At 37.9% G+C, this 17564-nt stretch carries 19 protein-coding genes; 9 read left to right on the forward strand and 10 right to left on the reverse strand.

Features of this window, described 5'->3' with window-relative positions:
* Positions 1 to 5: 5 nt before the first annotated feature.
* The 4 genes from dnaN (at position 6) to ABEG20_RS02920 (ending at position 3416) form a co-directional block, all read left to right on the forward strand.
* Positions 6 to 1130, forward strand: coding sequence for a DNA polymerase III subunit beta (gene dnaN, locus ABEG20_RS02905; protein WP_086545224.1), 1125 nt, complete (start codon positions 6 to 8; stop codon positions 1128 to 1130).
* Between the two features lie 91 nt (positions 1131 to 1221).
* The gene (locus ABEG20_RS02910) at positions 1222 to 1899 is read left to right on the forward strand and encodes a DUF4397 domain-containing protein (protein WP_406825899.1); all 678 of its coding nucleotides are present in this window, start codon (positions 1222 to 1224) and stop codon (positions 1897 to 1899) included.
* 58 nt (positions 1900 to 1957) lie between these two features.
* A complete protein-coding gene (locus ABEG20_RS02915) occupies positions 1958 to 2659 on the forward strand; it encodes a DUF4397 domain-containing protein (protein ID WP_406825900.1) in 702 nt (233 codons plus the stop codon).
* A gap of 70 nt (positions 2660 to 2729) precedes the next feature.
* Positions 2730 to 3416, forward strand: a complete 687-nt coding sequence (locus ABEG20_RS02920; RefSeq protein ID WP_406825901.1) for a DedA family protein — start codon at positions 2730 to 2732, stop codon at positions 3414 to 3416.
* Here the strand turns inward: ABEG20_RS02920 and ABEG20_RS02925 are convergent, their stop codons facing one another.
* From ABEG20_RS02925 to ABEG20_RS02945, 5 genes are all read right to left on the reverse strand, one after another.
* Positions 3417 to 4373: a zinc dependent phospholipase C family protein gene (locus ABEG20_RS02925; protein WP_406825902.1), complete on the reverse strand. Its 957-nt coding sequence runs from the start codon at positions 4371 to 4373 to the stop codon at positions 3417 to 3419.
* Positions 4374 to 4593: 220 nt separating this feature from the next.
* Positions 4594 to 5154, reverse strand: coding sequence for a hypothetical protein (locus ABEG20_RS02930; protein WP_406825903.1), 561 nt, complete (start codon positions 5152 to 5154; stop codon positions 4594 to 4596).
* 167 nt (positions 5155 to 5321) lie between these two features.
* Positions 5322 to 6353 (reverse strand): Atu2307/SP_0267 family LLM class monooxygenase, encoded by a 1032-nt coding sequence (locus ABEG20_RS02935; RefSeq protein ID WP_406825904.1) that lies wholly within the window; start codon positions 6351 to 6353, stop codon positions 5322 to 5324.
* A gap of 493 nt (positions 6354 to 6846) precedes the next feature.
* On the reverse strand, positions 6847 to 8703 hold the full coding sequence (gene dnaK, locus ABEG20_RS02940; RefSeq protein ID WP_406825905.1) for a molecular chaperone DnaK: 1857 nt from the start codon (positions 8701 to 8703) through the stop codon (positions 6847 to 6849).
* A 181-nt stretch (positions 8704 to 8884) separates the two neighbouring features.
* Positions 8885 to 10111 carry a glycosyltransferase family 4 protein gene (locus ABEG20_RS02945; RefSeq protein WP_406825906.1) on the reverse strand — a complete coding sequence of 409 codons (1227 nt, stop codon included), beginning with the start codon at positions 10109 to 10111 and terminating at the stop codon, positions 8885 to 8887.
* Positions 10112 to 10205: 94 nt separating this feature from the next.
* Here ABEG20_RS02945 and ABEG20_RS02950 point away from each other — a divergent pair, with 94 nt between their 5' ends.
* Positions 10206 to 10787: a tRNA-(ms[2]io[6]A)-hydroxylase gene (locus ABEG20_RS02950; RefSeq protein ID WP_406825907.1), complete on the forward strand. Its 582-nt coding sequence runs from the start codon at positions 10206 to 10208 to the stop codon at positions 10785 to 10787.
* 41 nt (positions 10788 to 10828) lie between these two features.
* Here ABEG20_RS02950 and ABEG20_RS02955 read toward each other — a convergent pair whose 3' ends face one another.
* The 3 genes from ABEG20_RS02955 to ABEG20_RS02965 all read right to left on the reverse strand — a co-directional run bounded on the left by ABEG20_RS02955 (position 10829) and on the right by ABEG20_RS02965 (position 13636).
* Positions 10829 to 11917: a DUF3810 domain-containing protein gene (locus tag ABEG20_RS02955; protein WP_406825908.1), complete on the reverse strand. Its 1089-nt coding sequence runs from the start codon at positions 11915 to 11917 to the stop codon at positions 10829 to 10831.
* 93 nt (positions 11918 to 12010) lie between these two features.
* Entirely contained in the window at positions 12011 to 12268 is a 258-nt protein-coding gene (locus ABEG20_RS02960; protein ID WP_406825909.1) for a hypothetical protein, read from the reverse strand.
* Between the two features lie 33 nt (positions 12269 to 12301).
* Positions 12302 to 13636 carry a dihydroorotase gene (locus ABEG20_RS02965; RefSeq protein ID WP_406825910.1) on the reverse strand — a complete coding sequence of 445 codons (1335 nt, stop codon included), beginning with the start codon at positions 13634 to 13636 and terminating at the stop codon, positions 12302 to 12304.
* A 185-nt stretch (positions 13637 to 13821) separates the two neighbouring features.
* On the opposite strand from ABEG20_RS02965, the gene ABEG20_RS02970 reads away from it, so the two are divergent.
* From ABEG20_RS02970 to ABEG20_RS02985, 4 genes are all read left to right on the forward strand, one after another.
* A complete protein-coding gene (locus ABEG20_RS02970) occupies positions 13822 to 15168 on the forward strand; it encodes a DEAD/DEAH box helicase (RefSeq protein WP_406825911.1) in 1347 nt (448 codons plus the stop codon).
* Positions 15169 to 15266: 98 nt separating this feature from the next.
* Positions 15267 to 15539 carry a hypothetical protein gene (locus ABEG20_RS02975; RefSeq protein ID WP_406825912.1) on the forward strand — a complete coding sequence of 91 codons (273 nt, stop codon included), beginning with the start codon at positions 15267 to 15269 and terminating at the stop codon, positions 15537 to 15539.
* A gap of 156 nt (positions 15540 to 15695) precedes the next feature.
* A complete protein-coding gene (gldC, locus tag ABEG20_RS02980; protein WP_090499491.1) occupies positions 15696 to 16031 on the forward strand; it encodes a gliding motility protein GldC in 336 nt (111 codons plus the stop codon).
* A gap of 178 nt (positions 16032 to 16209) precedes the next feature.
* Positions 16210 to 16608 carry a hypothetical protein gene (locus ABEG20_RS02985; protein WP_406825913.1) on the forward strand — a complete coding sequence of 133 codons (399 nt, stop codon included), beginning with the start codon at positions 16210 to 16212 and terminating at the stop codon, positions 16606 to 16608.
* Here ABEG20_RS02985 and ABEG20_RS02990 read toward each other — a convergent pair.
* Both ABEG20_RS02990 and ABEG20_RS02995 read right to left on the reverse strand, forming a co-directional pair.
* Positions 16605 to 17066, reverse strand: coding sequence for a lipocalin family protein (locus tag ABEG20_RS02990; protein WP_406825914.1), 462 nt, complete (start codon positions 17064 to 17066; stop codon positions 16605 to 16607). The genes ABEG20_RS02985 and ABEG20_RS02990 overlap by 4 nt on opposite strands.
* A gap of 105 nt (positions 17067 to 17171) precedes the next feature.
* A complete protein-coding gene (locus tag ABEG20_RS02995; protein WP_406825915.1) occupies positions 17172 to 17561 on the reverse strand; it encodes a hypothetical protein in 390 nt (129 codons plus the stop codon).
* Positions 17562 to 17564 lie beyond the last annotated feature (3 nt).

The raw sequence follows: 17564 nt of genomic DNA on the forward strand, positions 1-17564 counted from the left end.
ATATCATGAGATTTATTGTATCCACATCAACGCTGTTAAAACACTTACAAACCGTAAATGGTGCATCTAGCAGCAGTACGGTTTTGCCTATACTAGAAAATTTTCTCTTCGAAATTAAAGATGGAAACTTAACTATCTCTGCTACCGATCTGCAAACCAGCATGACAACTGCTTTGGCTGTAGAATCAAAGGAAGAAGGTAAAGTGGCTGTTCCATCTAAAATTTTATTAGATACGCTTAAAACATTACCGGATCAACCTATTGCATTTAATATCGACGATAGTACTTTTGCGATTGAGATTAGCGCTGGTGATGGTAAATATAAATTGAGTGGTGAAAACGGGGATGATTTTCCAAAGATTCCGGTAGTAGAAAATGCATCTTCTGTAAATTTGCCAGCATCAGTTTTAACCGAAGCCATTACCAAAACGATTTTTGCGGTAAGTAACGATGAATTGCGCCCGGCGATGACAGGTGTGTTTTGTCAGTTATCTCCTCAGCACATTACTTTTGTGGCTACAGATGCACATAAATTGGTGAGATACCGCCGTATGGATAGCAAGGCAGATAAAGCAACCTCATTTATACTTCCTAAAAAAGCTTTAACACTTTTAAAAGCTGCTTTGCCATCAACTGATATTAATGTATCAGTAGATTATAATGCAACCAGCGCTTTCTTTAAATTCGAGAATATCAACCTGGTGTGTCGTTTAATAGACGAGCGCTATCCAGATTATGAGGCAGTTATTCCAACCAATAATCCTAACAAATTAATTATTGATAGAAGTTTGTTTTTAAATACACTTCGTAGGGTTGTAATTTTTGCCAATAAAACTACGCATCAGGTCAGGTTGAAAATCAGCGGAAGTGAATTAAATATCTCGTCTGAGGATTTGGATTTTGCCAACGAGGCTCACGAGCGTTTAAGTTGTCAATATGATGGAGAAGACCTCGAAATAGGCTTTAATGCACGTTTTTTAATCGAAATGTTGAGTAATTTAAGTGGTGATGAAGTTACTTTAGAACTTTCCACACCAAACAGGGCCGGGCTTTTAATTCCGCAAACCAATGATGAAAATGAAGACGTTTTAATGTTGGTGATGCCTGTGATGCTGAACAATAGTTATTAAGAAAAACTAATTCATTAGTTTAAATGTAAAATGGCTTGGTTTTTGACCAGGCTATTTTTGTTTTTAACCAACAACTAACCAACACAAACCAATGAAAGTCTACAACTACCGCTCTACCATACTTTTTTTGCTGATTGCTTCGTGTAGTATTGCCTTATCATCTTGTCAAAAGGATAATCCTGGTGATGTGGTAAAAGGGCAGGCTAAATTAAAAATTGTCAATGCTTCGGCGGCTGATGTGCATCAGGATGTTTATCTGGATAATGAAAAACTAACCACTTCGGCTTTAGCTTTTGGCGAAACCAGTGAATATGTAAAAATTCCTTCAGGCAATAGAAGTGTATCTTACACCGGCACCAACAATACGAGTGTTGATACCTTGCTAAACTTTACACCGTCTATTACCTATACTACTTTTTTAATTACCAATAAAAAAGGCGAACTGGAAATTGTTAATTACGAAGATAATCTGAGCAATACAGAATCAACGAAGGCAAAAATCAAATTGATTAATCTTACCCCTACTTTTGCAACGGGTATAAATGTTATGGTAGAGGGAGGTACACAATTTGTTAATGGCCTGGCTTTTAAAGAAGCATCAAACTATTTTACAGTCAATACCGGTGTAAATTTGAGATATTCCGTAGTAGGGGCTGGTAGTATCAAAACTATTGATGCCAAAAGCTTAGAGGGAGGTAAAATTTATACCATTTGGTTTAGTGGTGCTACCGCTGTTACTTTAACTGCACATATCATTACCGATAATTAATTTCACAGTTTAATGCGCTTTCTGCTATCTTTACGTTTTAATAGCATTGGTAATTTATATGAAAAATACAGTATTGTTTTCCAAAATATTCTTTCTTTTTGCGTGCGCTATTTTAATCAGCTCCTGTATCAAAAACAATAATTTCATTAAAGGTGATGCTAAAATCCGCTTTTTTCAGGCGGCTTCTACAGATACAACTCAGAACTTTTATTTAAATGGACGACAGATTGGTGCTTCGGTAGCTTATAATACCAATACAAGTTATGTGGTTATACCTGGCGATTCTGTTGTTAACATCACAAGCAAAAATATTGGTACTGGTGTAGATGTTGCTTCTTTGACAGATCAGAAATTTAAAATCGGTCTGAATTATTCTGTTTTTTATCTGAAAGAAGCAATCGATAAGCCCGCTAAGTTAAAGGTATATCAAGACGATGTAAAACCAGATCTTGATTCTGCTAAACTTACTTTTTTGAACCTGGGTTACACCCTCGGATCTAAAGTGGTGATTACAGATAGTACAAATACAGCCAAACCAGCCGAATCCTTGCTTGGTTATGGTGAGACCAAGACTTTTAAAGTAAAAGTAAACAAGGTTATGAAGTATGCTTTTAAATTGTCTAGCCCAACAGCAACAAACCCACCACCGGTAGTCACCCGATTAGATTCGCTGACGATTAATAATGGAAGGGTTTATCTGATATTATTTGACGGGGATAAAAAAGGTGAGCTTAAAAATAGGATTATCCCTGCAAACTAATTATTTATTTATTACAATTTAAAGCATATAATTCTTTTACTATACTTACTTTTGCCCAAAATCAGATAAATTGGAATTACTACAGCAGCTTTTAGATTTTATTCTCCATATTGATGTTCATTTAGCCCAAATTGTTAACGAATATCGTACCTGGACCTATCTCATTTTATTCCTGATCATTTTTGCTGAAACGGGTTTTGTGGTCACACCGTTCCTTCCTGGCGATTCGTTACTTTTTGCAATGGGTGCTTTAATTGCTGGCGAACATGAAACGGGCTTAAATGTGTGGATAATGCTCCTGATATTAATTGTAGCAGCCATTTTGGGCAATACGGTTAATTACAAATTAGGAAGTGTTTTGGGTGCCGGGGTGTTTAAAGAGAAAAACAAAATCTTAAAACTCAAATATTACCATCAATCTCACGAGTTTTTCGAAAAACATGGTGGTAAAGCCATTATGCTGAGCCGGTTTTTACCAATTTTCAGGACAATTGCTCCTTTTGTTGCCGGTATCGCTAAAATGCCTTTCGGTCGTTTTACCTATTACAATATTATTGGTGGGGTTGCCTGGATTTTTGCCTTATTAATTGGCGGCTACCTGTTAGGACAGATTCCTGCAATTAAAAATAACTTCGAACTCGTCATCATTTTTATTGCCGTGGTTACATTTGTCCCTGCCATTTGGGCGGCTGTTAAAAGCCGCCTGGAGCCTAAAAAAGTGGAAAAAATTATTGAAGGCGAAGATCCAAAGGCCTAACTAAAGTTCTCTGCCGATCAGTATTCCTTTTTGGTATTTCTTCTCGATCTCTTTTTCTACTTTTTGTTCATCTGGCAATATTTCGGTTTTAACCAGATTTTTAAGCGCTGGTTGCCCGGCATCCACCCAAGCTGAATACCAAAACGAACCTGTAGTTAATATGGCAGCACGCATTTGTTTTTCGACCATATTGTTCATCTTATCGTGATAGGCTTTTGCATATTCACTGGAATATTGCTTAAGCACGGTATGGTTCCGTTCCGAGAAACTATACTTTTCCCCCGAAGGAAATGAGGCATTCAAATTCGCCTCAGAGCTAAGAACCGTATCAACCAAACTATGGGTATGTTTGAGTACTTTCCAGATTTCCTGTAATGGGTTTTCAATATAATGAGCCCGGCCTACAACAAAATTGTATTTTGTGGAAAACAATTCGGGCAAACGGCTTTCCCAAAAAGCATGGATACCAACCTGATTGGTGAGTTGTCCGTTGTGATTGGCAGTAGTGTGTAATGGAACATGCGCATCGCCAATGTAATGACCCAGATCTGCAGCATATTTTAGGATTTTTACTGAATCACGCATTTTAAAGGCTTTCACCAAACCATAATAGCTGCGCTGTATTTGCCATGGAAGGATACCATCAGTATTGAGCTTTTTAAGTCCGTATTTTGCCAGGGCATCATCCCACTTTTCTGGAATGCTATCGATATTCTGCTCATAGTTTTCTACATCAAGGTAGTGCCTTGGTGCTTCAAGGGTATCCGCATATCTGCGTTTATCTGCATCAACAGCATGTTCGGTAATGTATTTGATATTCCTTTTATAGAAGCCGATCATTTCTGCAGGCAAAGTGAAGACAGCAAGGTTGTTTATCCTTTGATGTGCAAAGAAACCCCAGGAGGTACAAAGAAATATAGGGATGATTAACGCGGCTAAAATCGTTAATCTTTTCATGTTCAAATATAAAAAACAATCTAATTTGTTACTTAATAAAGAACAAAAAAAGTTTTTAAATAAATTAATGAAAAAATACAATAACGGAGATTTCCGTGTCTTAACAATTCGAGTTTTGACTCCTGTAGCTTAAACTAAGTCGTAATTTAATTTACGATCATCAGCATACCTTTAAGATTATTGCCGGAGAAATTGCTTTAGCGTATTAAATAACAAACAGTTAGGGGTTTCCACGTTTAATTACATGAATAATATATCTCCATTCATCGTCTAGTATGGTGTCTTTCGCTGTTGATTTCAGCGGTAAATTTTCCGGAGCATTCCAAACAAGGCTTTGGTAAATGTCAGAATTGTGTTTTTCATCAAAACTATGGCCCACCGACATCTCAATCATTCCGTTTCTATTTATGCTATATCCAGTAATTTTACCTTTTTTTATAGCATAAAAAGCACTGTCTAGTTTTGGCAAAATAAATTCAGGTACGTTATCGAAGTTAATATCTTTTTGAATAAAACTGTTTTCCTTACTATTATCATGTAAAAAGGTAAACTCTTCAATCTCTTCGGAATGGTTAAGTTGAGCTTTCCTAAACTTTATGATGGTATCCATATGCTCAACTACCAGATCGTTTAGTTTTTTGTATGCAGTTAAATCATTAATCACATCCTGATCAAAATGAGTTTGTTGCAGTATTTCAATTTGTTTAGTTTCGTTTTTACATGAAGCAATTATAACGATCAGGAAAGTAAGTGTGATAATTAGCGCATTTTTAATCTGCATTTGGGAGGGTTAATTTTAGATCTGTATTTAATGATGATTTCTTATGCGTAAAAATATCAATTTAGATTAATAAATAAAATCTGGAATGATATGTTTAGGTTTTACATGCTGCATAAATTAGCTTTTTTTAATTTTTTAAGCAACATCACCATCATACTTTCGATCATTTACTTCTTCAACGCTTTTCTCACTTCCGGAGCAATTTTCGTCCCGAAAATCTCTATTGATTTCATCATTGCGGCATGAGATGGTCCGCCAACATCCATATGGGCAGAAAAACGGGTTAAACCAAAGGTTTCTTCCATGGCCAAAATTTTATCTACCGATTCGTTTGCATCGCCGATAATTAACGCCCCGCTACTGCTTCTGCCACCATCAAACTGATTGCGTTGGTAAGGTGCCCAACCGCGCGAACGGCCAATGCGGTTCATTTGTGCTGAATAAAGAGGGTAGTAGTAATCTGCAATGTCGCTGCTGTTTTCGCCAAACAAGGCATGCATGTGAACCCCAACTTCAAATTTACGCATGTCGTGTCCGTGCGCTTCATAAACGCGCTTATAATAATCAAACAGCGGTTTAAATTGTATAGGTTGCCCTCCAATAATGGCAAACATGACAGGTAATCCTAATCTGCCGGCACGTTCTACTGATTCTGGTGTACCACCAACGGCTACCCAAATTTTTAAATTATTGTTAACCGCTCTTGGCAAAACTTCCTGGTTTTTGAGTTCTGCTCTGAATTTGCCTTTCCAGCTAATTTTGGGCTCCCTGTTTATTTTAAGGAGTAATTCCAGCTTTTCTTCATAAAGTTCGTCGTAATCCTGGAGGTGATAACCAAATAATGGAAAAGATTCGATAAAACTTCCGCGACCAGCCATTAATTCGGCTCTTCCATTCGAAATTAAATCTATGGTAGCAAAGTTTTGATATAATTTAACGGGATCAGCTGAACTTAAAACCGAAACGGCACTGCTTAATTTAATATTTTTGGTTACCGTAGCTGCAGCGGCCAGTACAATTTCAGGACTAGATACGGCATAATCAGGGCGATGATGTTCACCAATACCGTAGAAATCTAAACCCACTTCGTCCATGAGTTTTATTTCTGCTATAATTTCCTGAAGCCTTTGCTTTGCGGGTTGAATTTCTCCTTTTGCATTGATCTGCAAATCGCCAAACATTCCGATACCTAATTCCATATTGTTAAAATAATTTTAACAAAGTTAAGGCCTGAAGGTTTATTGGTTTTTGATGTATGGTAAGAAATTGGGTGTTAAATGCTATTCTAAAAACTATTTATTATATAATTAGTAGTAGAAATTAGCTATATTACCTAATGCGACCGTCATGCTGAATTTATTTCAGCATCTTCCGAGAGAAAAGAGTTTATTTGTCTTAATAGTTGGAAAGATTCTGAAACAAGTTCAGAATGACGCAACTCTATTAAAGTACAATTAAGAAATTTTGTGCAAACTGAAACTAGAGTTTTTTATGCTTGCCCATATTAGCTATAGTCAAGGCTATGGAAACTGGTAAGCATTTTATTGTTTTCAAAGAAGATCTGAATCAGATTGCACCATGTAAGTAAAATAAATTCAATATTAGCTGATACCTGGCGATTCTGAAAAGATTTCAGCAGAACGTGTCTAAATTTAAACTACGAACCGAAAATTGGCAACCGCTAACTGAAAACTACTCTATCTTCTTGCCTTTCATCGCGGTAGAAATCGCAGCATCCATTACGCGTTCGGCAAAAGGACGGGTAAATTCGTTCAGTTCATCTGCTTTTTTAAGGATGGTGTCTTTATCCTGACTGGCCAAAGCCATTTTAAGCGCTTCTATATGTGTTTTAGTTTCCGATATTTCTGCTTCGGTCAAATGCTCACCATGTTTTTCGATGAAGCGCTCGGCAGTATATTGCAATTGCTCTCCCTCGCTTCGGGCTTCGATCAGCATTCTTTGTGTTACATCACTTTGTGCGTGCTCAATGCTGTCTAAAAGCATTTTCTCAACGGTATCGTCACTTAAGCCGTAGCTTGGTGTAATTTCGATCTCTTGTTTTACGCCAGAACGCAATTCTATAGCCTGTACGGTTAAAATACCATCTGCGTTGAGCAGGAAATTGATATCTACTTTAGGCAACCCTGCCGGCATAGCGGGGATTCCCTTTAAATCGAATTCAGCAAGTTTACGGTTTTCTTTAACCAGATCGCGCTCACCCTGGTAAACAGAAATTTTCATGTTTACCTGGCCATCAACTGAAGTGGTGTACTGCCGTCCGGCTTTAGTAGGCACTTTGCTGTTACGTGCAATAATGACATCCATTAAACCACCCATGGTTTCGATACCTAAAGAAAGGGGGGTCACATCCAACAATAAGATATCTGAGCGGTTTCCGGCCAAAACATCCGCCTGGATGGCTGCACCTAAAGCCACTACTTCATCGGGGTTAATGTTGTCTTGAGGTTTTTTGCCAAAGAAATTTTCTACTGCCTGCTTTACATACGGCGTACGGGTAGAACCTCCTACTAAAATAACCTCATCTATATCAGTGGCAGTTAAATCAGCATCTTTTAATGCGTTTTTACAGGCAGTAATGGTTTCTTCCACTTTGGCAGCAATCAATCGCTCAAAAGTTTGCTTATCAAGTGTGCACCAGATTTCGCCAATTTTTTCATTGTATAAATTTTGGCTCGATAATGCTTTTTTTGCTGCCTCAGCCTGTAACCTCAGCGTTTGCATCAGAATATTGTTTTGGGCCAGCACAGTTACGTCAATTTTGTTCTGAGCGATCCAGTATTCTAAAATTGCACGGTCGAAATCGTCGCCGCCTAAGTAGGTATTTCCGTTGGTGGCCAACACCTCAAAAATTCCATTCTGAATCTGTAGGATAGAAACATCAAAGGTACCTCCACCTAAATCGTAAACGGCAATGGTTTGCTGTTGGGAAGGATCTAAACCAATGCCATAAGCCAGACTGGCGGCAGTAGGCTCGTTCACAATACGCATTACATCTAAGCCAGCCAGTTTTCCCGCGTCGCGGGTAGCCTGCCGCTGACTATCGTTAAAATAAGCAGGAACAGTGATTACGGCCCTGTTAACAGGTGTTTTTAAGGCATGTTCGGCTCTGGCTTTTAGCTCTTTTAAGATTTCTGCAGATAATTCGATCGGCGTGTAAAAACGGTTTCCGGCCTGAATTTTTACCAATGCATCGGTATCATCATCAATAATTTTATAAGAAAAAGTAGCCGCATGATCGGCTACGTCTTTATACGAACGACCTAATAATCTTTTAACTGAAAATATGGTGTTTGATGGGTCGGTGGTTAAAAATTCTTTAGCCTCATTACCTACAATGGCTTCGTTCTGGTTATTGAAATAAACTACTGATGGTACCAATACGCCCTTGCCCGAATCATTAATTACCTGTGGGTTTTTATCAGGATTAATAAATGCAACCAGGCTATTGGTGGTGCCTAAATCTATTCCTACGATAATTTCTTCCTTTTGAAACGAACCTGTAGCAAGGTTAATTGATATTTTTGCCATAGCCGCAAATTTACAATATTGTTCCTAGGTTTCAGAACCTGAATGTTTTTTAAAAGTCAATAGTTTTTAGTCGGAAGTCCGGAGACCGAATTCAGAAGATCGGGTGTGTTATTGGTTGGGAGTTTAAGTTGAAGTTTTATGCCGCGACATCTTCGTACCTCTTACTTTCTGACTTCTGACTCTATTTATTCTTCTCTTCAATCCAAAGGCTCATATACTTTGTGCTCTGAGCGGTATGGTGATTTAAAAGCTGTCCGAAAAAGTTATTCTGGCGGTGTTTAATTAAACCAGAAAACAATTCATTGATCCTCTGCATAAAAGCATCAGCAAAAGTAGTGGAGTCGTAACGTTGGTTGATAATTTGAATACCCTTTTGCTGTGCCGTCTGCCATTCAGCTTCATGCTGGTATAGTTGAGCAGCCTGCTCGGCAAAAGCAGCTAAATCATCTTCGATAATGCCATTCCAGGGTAGGTCGCCTTTCATAGCTTCGGCACCAATAGTTGTAGTAACAGATGGCGTACCGGTTAACATGGCATCAATAAATTTGCCTTTAACACCTGCACCAAACAGGATTGGGGCAAGTAAAATTTTGTGCCTGGCAATGGTTTCCAGTGCGTTTCCGGCCCTACCTTTAATGAAAAACCGTTCTGCTTTATTCTCGAGCTGTAATACCTTTTGCGTGGGATAGGCTCCATAAATATTCAAGCTGGCTTCGGGTAATTTTTTACGGAGCAAAGGCCATACTTTGGTTTTTAAGGTTTGTACAGTATGCCAGTTGGGCTCGTGAAGAAAATTACCAATGAAAACGAAATTGGCCCTTTCTGCAAAAGGAACCCATTTTTGAATGGTATCTGCCGTGATTTTCTGCTCTAAAAATGGCAGATAATACAGCAAACTAGGGTCAATTTTAAATTGCTCTTCAAGCAGCTTTATTTCTGCTTCAGAAATAATTAAAGACAGATCGCAACGCAGGATAGCCGCAATTTCGCGCTTGGCGATATCCGAAAACAGGTTTAGCGCTTCCAGCTTTTTAGTGCTTTGCTGGCGGGCCTGCCGTAAAAAATGTAAATCTTCAGTGTCTAGAATCCGCAAGGCACCTGGGCATTCCTGCTGTACCCGCCAACCGTATTGTTCTTCAATCATAAAACGATCGAACAACACAATATCGGGGTTTAGCGCTTTTAAAAAAGCATTGAAGCTTTCATCATTTAACTTTATCTCCTGTTCAATAACCGGGGTATGACTAAAATCGTAGCTGAATTCGCTTTTTGATGCTGCCGAAGCAAAAGTGACCTGATAGCCGTTGGCCAAAAATAAATCAACCAATTGGACCATTCTGGTGCCTGCGGCCGACGATGCGGGTTCTGGCCAAACCAATCCAATAATTAATAATTGCTTAGGGATCATGATTTAATTTTCTGCAAAATAAATGGTTTTTAGCTCACAATTTTAAAACCGTGCCGATTATTTCTAATTTTGCAGCTCAGTTACAAAGCATCAGATGTTAGGATTAAAATTATTGACAGACCCGCGTTGGGCAAATATTGCGGAATCGAATTTGGAAGAAATTTTATCTGACCATGCCTGGTGCGAACAAAAAGCGGCCAGTAATGCAATTACCTTAATTACACAGAATTCTGAACACCAGGATCTTGTTGATGAGTTAACGGCCATTGCCATTGAAGAAATGCAGCATTTTCAGATGGTAATTGAAATTATTAAAAAACGGGGTTATACTTTAAGCCGCGAGCGGAAAGATGATTATGTTGGACGTTTGGTGAAATTCAGTAAAAAAGACGGAAGCCGTAACCAGGCTTTTATCGACAGGCTTTTGTTTGCAGCCATGATCGAAGCCAGGAGTTGCGAACGTTTCAGGGTACTTTCATTAAATATTAAAGATCAGGAACTGGCTAAATTTTATCACGAGCTGATGGTTTCGGAAGCCGGACATTATACTACATTTTTAAATTTTGCACGTAAGTACAGTACCGATGTAGATGTGGATAAACGCTGGAAAGAGTGGCTGGATTTTGAAGGAGAACTGATCCAGAGTTTTGGTACAAAAGAGGCGATACACGGTTAAGTCATTTGAAATATCTCAGGGAAAATGAATGATGGAGGTATTTATCGCTTGATCTTCTGACTTTCGGACCCCTGACTTTCAGACTTATAAATATTCCACAGCCAGATCACAATGTCCTGATAGCTATCGATCCCTTTTTGCTGGTTATTTAATTTTAAGAAACGATCGAAAGCGGCATCCATATAACCGAACATATCGCCATTGTATTTACGCCAGAATTCTTTTTCGGTTTTAAAATCAGCCAGCACCTGTGGCAAAAGTTTTGCACGAAGTGTTTTGTAATCTTCAGGTGATTTCATTCTGATTTCGAATAAAATATACCGTAACATTTCATAATTGGCAGAATATCGGTAATTCACGTCAGGACTGTTACTTGCGGTCAGGTATCCCAAAAGATTAGCTTCATCTTCGTAAGCAATGCCTAATTGGTGCCCAATTTCATGGCAGCTCACATAAGGTTTTACGAAGTCAGGCAAATTCATGTTCATATTGGCTTCACCTGAAAGCGGTGCATAGTAACCCTCAATACCGATTTTACTGATGATCCATGAATTTAAAACCGATTTTAAGCAAGGATTGGAATAGCTGAATACTGAGTTTCTTTTCTCCATAGATGAATAAGCAGCCGCAGATTTAGATTCCAGCTGATTAACCGTATAAACGGGCACTTTATTTTGTTTCAATTTTAGGGCATTGGTTTTATCAACGAAATAATTGCCCAGAACAACTAATTCTTTAACATTATATTTTTCATTTCCTATGCCCAATTCTTCACTTATACTTGGTCGACTGTAATTTAAGCCCCATACGATTTTGAAAATGATATAGAGAATGAAGAAGAAGTTTAAAATCTGTAAGGGGACAATAATTCTATCCTGCTTTTTTAGCGATTTACGCCTTTTGTAAAATCTAACGATTTTATAAAGTACAAAGCCAATAAGCAGAACATAAATAATATCTCCTATTGCAAAAGGAAACAGAGCAGATATAAACCTTAATGTTGAAGAAATATAAGGATAAAAGCCGGTTGAGTAATATTGCTGGACAAGGGTAGGGAAGAAGCCAAAAACATAAATCAGGATAGCTAAGCCTAGAATTACAGTTGATTTAATAATTATAGGTTTAGTCATTATTTACTGAAATGGCCTTTTGGAATGAATGAATGAAGATTTCTCTAGTTAGTGGTATCACTTTTAGTCATCTTTAGGTCCTCAATATATTCATTATTTGGTTCGCCATTCATTTAATGATTTTCTTGTTTTTTTGATTTTTTGAATTTGCGCATCAGAAAAGACAGGGCCGTTTAAAAGTATATCTGAAAATTTTTTGCCGTATTTTGGGGTAGGCTCTTCAACTTTGTTGTCAAAAAATAAATTTTTATTCTTTGCTTTTTCTTTCAAATGAGTAACCAAATCAAATACCTCCTGGTTCAGGTTTGAAGGCAGGGCCAAAATTTCTGAAAATAATTGTGCATCTGTCATGACAAGTTGTTAATCTAAACAAATATAACAAATCTATCTGGTAAAAGTTAAACGCTTACCTGTCTGATCGGTAGTGAATTTTCCTTTAACATAAGCCAGATTTCCTGATACAAAAGTGTGTGTAATACTGGCCTGGAAAGTATCTCCATCGAAAGGGCTCCAGCCGCATTTGTAAAAATTGTTAAGCTTGGTTACTTTCCATGAATCTTTTAAGTCTACCAGTACCAAGTCTGCCCAGTAGCCTTCGCGAATGAAACCGCGTTTTTCAATATCGAAGCAGATCGCCAGGTTGTGAGCTGTTTTTTCAACAATTTTCTCTAACGAGATTTTACCCTGCAAATGCATTTCTAATAAAGCCGGTAAAGCATGCTGTACCAACGGGCCGCCGGATGGAGCTTGAGCGTAAGGCTGCTGCTTTTCTGCCAGTGTATGTGGGGCATGATCTGTGGCAATCACATCAATATAGTCTTCAAGAAGACCTTTAAGTACACCTTTTTGATCGGCTTCCGTTTTTACCGCAGGATTCCATTTAATGAAATTTCCTTTTGAAGCATAATCTTTATCGTTAAACCAAAGGTGATGGACACAGGCTTCAGCCGTAATTTTTTTATCCTTTAATGGCGTAATGTTATCAAATAAGGCTATTTCTTTTGCCGTAGAAATATGTAAAATATGCAAACGCGTTTGGTAAGTTTTTGCCAGTTCGACTGCTAATGAAGAAGATTTATAACAAGCCTCAGCGCTGCGGATTAAAGGATGCATCTCAATCGTGAGGTCATCACCATATTTAGTTTTATATTCAGCCAGGTTATGGCGGATGGTTGCTTCATCTTCACAGTGGGTGGCTACCAATATTGGTGCTTTGCTGAAGATGTTTTCTAAGGTTTTCTCGTTATCAACCAGCATATTGCCAGTCGATGAACCCATGAAAACCTTAATACCACACACGTTTTTTGGATCCGTTTTTAAAACCTCCTCAATATTGTCGTTACTGGCACCCATGTAAAAGGAGTAGTTAGCCAGCGAGGTTTGTGCTGCAATTTCATATTTATCGGCCAATAAATCCTGAGTTAAAGTATTGGGTACCGTGTTGGGCATTTCCATAAATGAGGTAATTCCTCCGGCTACAGCAGCCATACTTTCGGTAAAAATATCGGCCTTATGGGTTAATCCCGGCTCGCGGAAATGAACCTGATCGTCAATCATTCCTGGTAAAAGGTATTGTCCTTCTGCATTAATTTCCTGCGCACCAGGTGCAGCTAAATTTTGCCCGATTTTGGCAATTAATCCATCTTTTATCAATACATCAGCAACAATTTTTTGTCCTTCGTTTACAATTGTAGCAGCTTTTATCAGGTAAGTATTCATGGTTTCAAAGGTAATAATTTGGGTTAACTGTTTAAATTGGTTAAGCGTTTAAAATGTAAATTAGCTGATTTAACCTGAGGATTTATAGCTTTAATTTTTTTTAAAAGTAAGACTCAAGACTGAAGACTCCGAACTCTGGACTATATTTGAGCCTTTTCGGCTCAAATAAACTATCTTTGTGCGCTATGGCAAAATCGTTCGAAGAATTTAAGTTAAACAGGCAAATTTTAAATGCAGTTGCCGATGCAGGTTACACCGTTGCCACACCAATACAGGAAAAAGCAATCGCTCCGGTATTATCCGGACAGGACATTTTTGGTATTGCAGAAACGGGTACAGGAAAAACCGCGGCTTTTGTATTGCCGATCTTAATGCAGCTGAAATATGCGCAAGGCGAAAATATACGTGCTTTGATCTTGTCGCCAACGCGCGAACTGGCCATGCAGATTGAAGAACAGGTAAAATTATTTTCTACCTATACCGATTTACGTTCCTTAGTTATTTTTGGCGGAATTGGTCCGAAAACACAGAAAGAGCAGTTGGCTAAAGGTGTTGATATCCTGATTGCTACACCGGGCCGCTTCCTTGATTTATATTTAACAGGCGATATCAATACCCAGAGTTTAAAGTTTTTGGTGCTGGATGAGGCCGATAAAATGATGGATATGGGCTTTATTGGCTCTATTCACCGGATTTTGGAGATTGTTCCACGCAAACGCCAGAATTTGTTGTTTTCTGCAACCATGAGCGATTTAGTGCAGAAAATTGCAGGCGATTTCCTGAATAATCCACTTGTAATTGAGGCATCTGCACAGGCAACCCCTGCGGCAAATGTAACGCAGACTTTATATTACGTTCCGAATTTTAAAACGAAAATTAACTTATTGCAGCATTTACTGAAAAATGATGAGACTTTTAACCGTCTGATTATTTTCTGTAAAACCAAAACAGTTGCCGATAATATTTTCAGTTTTATTGAGAGAAGATATGGTGCTGAAAATGTTCGTGTAATCCATGCCAATAAAGGACAGAACACCAGGATTAACTCTATAAATAGCTTTAAAGAAGGTAATGTCAGGGTGCTGGTGGCTACAGATGTGGCCAGTAGGGGGATTGATGTGAGTGATGTAAGCCATGTGATCAATTTCGATGTACCCATTATTATAGAAGATTATGTACACCGTATCGGCCGTACCGGAAGAGCATTTGCTAAGGGAGATGCAATAACTTTTGCTACCGAAGCTGAAAAATATTATATCCGTAAAATTGAAAAACTAATCCGCCAATCCATCCCGGTGGAAGTTATACCGCAGGGTGTTTTCATTGAGGAAACCCTTTATGAAGAGCGCCAGCAGATAGCGAAAGAAATTGATTTGCAAAAACGTAAGGAAGATCCTGATTTTAAAGGGGCTTTTCACGAGAAAAAGCATGCTGCGGCAATCGAAAAAAAGGTGAGGGAGAAAGCCAAAGCAAAAGCCGGTAAACAGATAAAGAGTTTTAAAAAAGGCAAAAAATTCGATAAGAAAAAGTAATGAACCCGACACAATTAAAATAATTATTAATTTTCTAAATAATTATTTCAATTGTCAAAGGCTCCATCTGACAATTGAAAACAAATAAATAAACACAGATGAACTTTAGGATTACGCCTTTAAATATTGTAAGCGCAGCAGGGCTTGGCCTGGTGGTTGTAAATCTTATTACGGAGAAAAGTGCAGCACCAAGACACATCAACCTGGATGGTTTTTATCTCCTGATATTGGGTTGTTTAATTGTGGTAACATTTATAACAGATATGATTTTTCGCTTTACCCTCAAGGATATTAAAAGGATTTGGATTATTGAATTGGTTTTTATTGTTATTGCCGCTGTATTGATATTAATCTTACAAAAGATAGCGTAATTAAACCGTAAAAATATCTCTGCCATGTGAATCAGTATGATCTACTCATCCATGGAATCAAATTAATTAATCATCTTTGCACCCGGAAAATTAGACTGATAGGCTAAGCATCCTTTTATCGGTGTAATCCATTAATCGGTGAATCAAATTAGAAAAATGAAAAAAGCAGAAATAAAATTAACTGTTGAGTTAGATGAAGGCAACAACCCGGATAATATACTTTGGGAGAGTACAGATTCTGGAAATGCTGATAAAGTGCCTGCAAAGGCTTTGTTTTTATCCGTTTGGGATCATAATTATAAAAATACCTTAAAAATAGATCTTTGGACAAAAGATATGCCCGTTGATGAAATGAAACGTTTTTTCTATGAAACGCTTCAAACTATGGGCGATAGCTTTTTAAAAGCAACGGGCGAAACGCTGATTGTAGAAGATCTGCGCGACTATTGCGCTCACTTTGCAGATAAAATGGGGATTATTGAAGGGCAGTAGATTAGTCTTTAGTCTTTAGTCTTTAGTCTTTAGTCATTAGTCTTTAGTCTTTAGTCTTTAGTCTTTAGTCTTTAGTCTTTAAAAAATACGAGGTAAGTTAGCGATTTAACCATTAACTTCCATTACAAACAAATACCAATTAATGGAATCTTTAAAATCAGTGTAATCATTTTTAACGATGTTAGTATTAAATAAATTCAGGGCTTGGTTAGGCATTTTGTTATGTGTTATCGCAGGTTTCTGCCCAATGTTGAAAGTACCGATCAAGGGTAACTGGAACTTGTATCAATCTGATGCGCGTTTATTTTTAATCACATATGCCATTATCGCTGTTTCAGTATTGTTCCTGTTTATCAGAAAGGTTGGAGCATTTAGGTTTATGAGTTTCATTATGGCTATCTGGTATATTCTAGCTGTTATTGCTGTTTATTTTACGGCAAATAATTACACTAAATATGGCTTCGCCAATAAATTGATCGGCAAAGTTGTTCATTTCCAATGGGGCTGGATTGTATTGCTGGTGGGTGTTATATTGATGCTTTTCAGTGTTAAACGTGGCGAAAAAATAGCAGCTTAGACTTTTTCATGCAACTGCGAGGTTAATTTAGTCACATCATACCCTTTAGCTTTGCATCTGGCTACAATTTCATCATGGGTTTTCTTCGGTATTGTCTGATTGCGGCTCATGATGAATAAAAATTTATGATCGGGATGACCCACCACTACATAAGAGTAGTCAGCTGCAAGTTCTATAACCCAGTAGTCAACTTTTATTGGCCAGATAAATTGTGCCTGTAACTCGCCTTTGTCTCCATCTTCGGATGGGAACATTTTCGAACTTCTGGAATAAACCTTCTCATCCCCGGGTTTTTTATAAGTGGTGAGAACATTGTAATAGCCATCTTTATTTAAGGTATATCTGGTTGTGGTTTCACGGCTTCCTCTATCAAAAACGGTAGGGATAGAGTATAGCGAGTACCAGGTTCCGGCATATTTTTTTAAATCTAATTTGGCTACCGGAACATTTTTTTCCATTGGCAAACAGGTAAAAAGAACAAAAAGTAGGGCGCAGATCGTTTTCATCATCTCATCGGTTTTGATAGGATTTACGAAACTGACCGGATTCTGGTTTTGTATACCTTAATCAGCTATAAAATAATCATCGGTACCTTCATCCAACGGAATATAAATTCTTTCCCACTCATTACCGTCCACAATTTCCCAGGTATGCCCATCTCCTGCAGTATCATTTGCAATGAGTACAATTCCTGGCTCGATGATAAAAGTTTCGCCACTGCTTACGGTAAAACGGAGTTTACCCTTCAGTGTAATTACATATTGACGGCGCGGGGCAGGATGAGGAATTTTCTCTAAAGCGGATACATCGGTTTGGGCGAAAAAATAATTAGCATTGATATGTTGACGGATAGGAATTTTGCCAATTTCGAAGGTACATTTATCTTCTTCGATGTTAATTAAACGGATTGCTTTCAGGTAATTGTTAGGTGTTCCGGCTTGATCTGTATTCATCTT

The organism is Pedobacter sp. KACC 23697 (genome assembly GCF_045348445.1).
GTDB lineage: Bacteria > Bacteroidota > Bacteroidia > Sphingobacteriales > Sphingobacteriaceae > Pedobacter.